This window comes from Novosphingobium sp. 9U (genome assembly GCF_902506425.1).
Lineage (GTDB): Bacteria > Pseudomonadota > Alphaproteobacteria > Sphingomonadales > Sphingomonadaceae > Novosphingobium.
The window spans coordinates 1-1,065 of the sequence record NZ_LR732528.1 but is presented as its reverse complement, the minus strand read 5'-3'; the positions used below and the strand labels follow the sequence as shown (position 1 = coordinate 1,065).

The following is a 1,065-nucleotide window of genomic DNA, read 5'->3' as shown; positions in this document are numbered from 1 at the left end:
GGCGATCACGCTGGCTGTTGAGTGGCTGGTGCAGCCCGTATTTCTGGAAGGCGAGGTTTGCCAGGAAGTGCGGGCCGAACATCCCGCGCGGGGTTACGGGGAACGGTGCCGGAGGCTGGCTGATCTTCTCGCAACGGCGGCAGGAGACTTTTTCCCGCACTGTCTGGATCACCTTGTGGCGGGCCGGCACTCGCTCGAGCGTCTCGGTTATGTCCGCGGGCAAGTGGCTCAGATCGTCCGAGCCGCAGCACGGGCAGCTCTCGGGTGCAGGGATCACGACCCTTTCGCGCGGCAGATCGGCAGGGAAATCCCGGCGCGTGCTCCGCTTGCGGGTGAAAGCCGCAACCGTGGTGGTTTTTGCCGCCGCGATTTGCCCCAGAAGCTCGGCCTCGCTGGCGTTTGCTTCCAGCTCCTCGAATGTCAGCTCCAGCTGATCGAGCAGGCGCCGGCTGCGCTCCGAGCTTGCACCGTACTTTTCACGCCGCATCGTCTGATTGATCAACTCGAGATAGGCGTTGCGAGCCAGCAGATCGGCATTGATCGCCCGCACTTTGGCCAGCTCAGCCTGGGCTTCAAGGACCTCGGCCTGAACTGTGGCAGCTTGCTCGCGAACGGTAGCGAGCTCAGCGTGAAGCTGCTCAAGCTCGTCAGGTGCATCGCTTGCGGCCATGCCCTTTCATAGCACGCAGCTGCCACAAACCCTAGGATTTTAGCCGTTTTTACGTCGCTGGCACGATCACCCGACCTGTGCCGGGCGCCAGGCTTCCCGAGGGTTTCGCCAGTCTATGCCCTCCAGCAGGCAGGCCATCGCCGAGGCCGAGATCGCCACCGTGCCGTCCTTTGCCGCCGACCATACGAACCGGCCTTTCTCGAGGCGTTTGGCGTACAGAGACATGCCGATGCCGTCATGCCACAGGATCTTGCAGAGCGATCCGCTCTGTCGGAGCGTCAGCTACGGTGTTTGAAGCGCCAGCTGTCGTTGCCGGTCTCGATGACGTCGCAATGGTGGGTGATGCGATCAAGCAGCGCAGTGGTCATCTTCGGGTCGCCAAAAACGGTCGGCCA

The 1,065-nt window shown here is 62.9% G+C and carries 3 protein-coding genes; all 3 read right to left on the bottom strand.

What is annotated here, in order from left to right; genetic code table 11:
* Window positions 1–670 (bottom strand): IS66 family transposase zinc-finger binding domain-containing protein (locus GV044_RS20510; protein ID WP_201299185.1); only part of this gene is annotated, 670 nt, incomplete at its 3' end.
* 66 nt (window positions 671–736) lie between these two features.
* The gene (gene tnpB, locus GV044_RS20505) at window positions 737–952 is read right to left on the bottom strand and encodes an IS66 family insertion sequence element accessory protein TnpB (protein ID WP_159874333.1); all 216 of its coding nucleotides are present in this window, start codon (window positions 950–952) and stop codon (window positions 737–739) included.
* Window positions 949–1,065: ATP-binding protein (locus GV044_RS20500; protein WP_159872470.1), on the bottom strand; the 117-nt coding region annotated here is incomplete at its 5' end. The genes GV044_RS20500 and tnpB, both read right to left, overlap by 4 nt.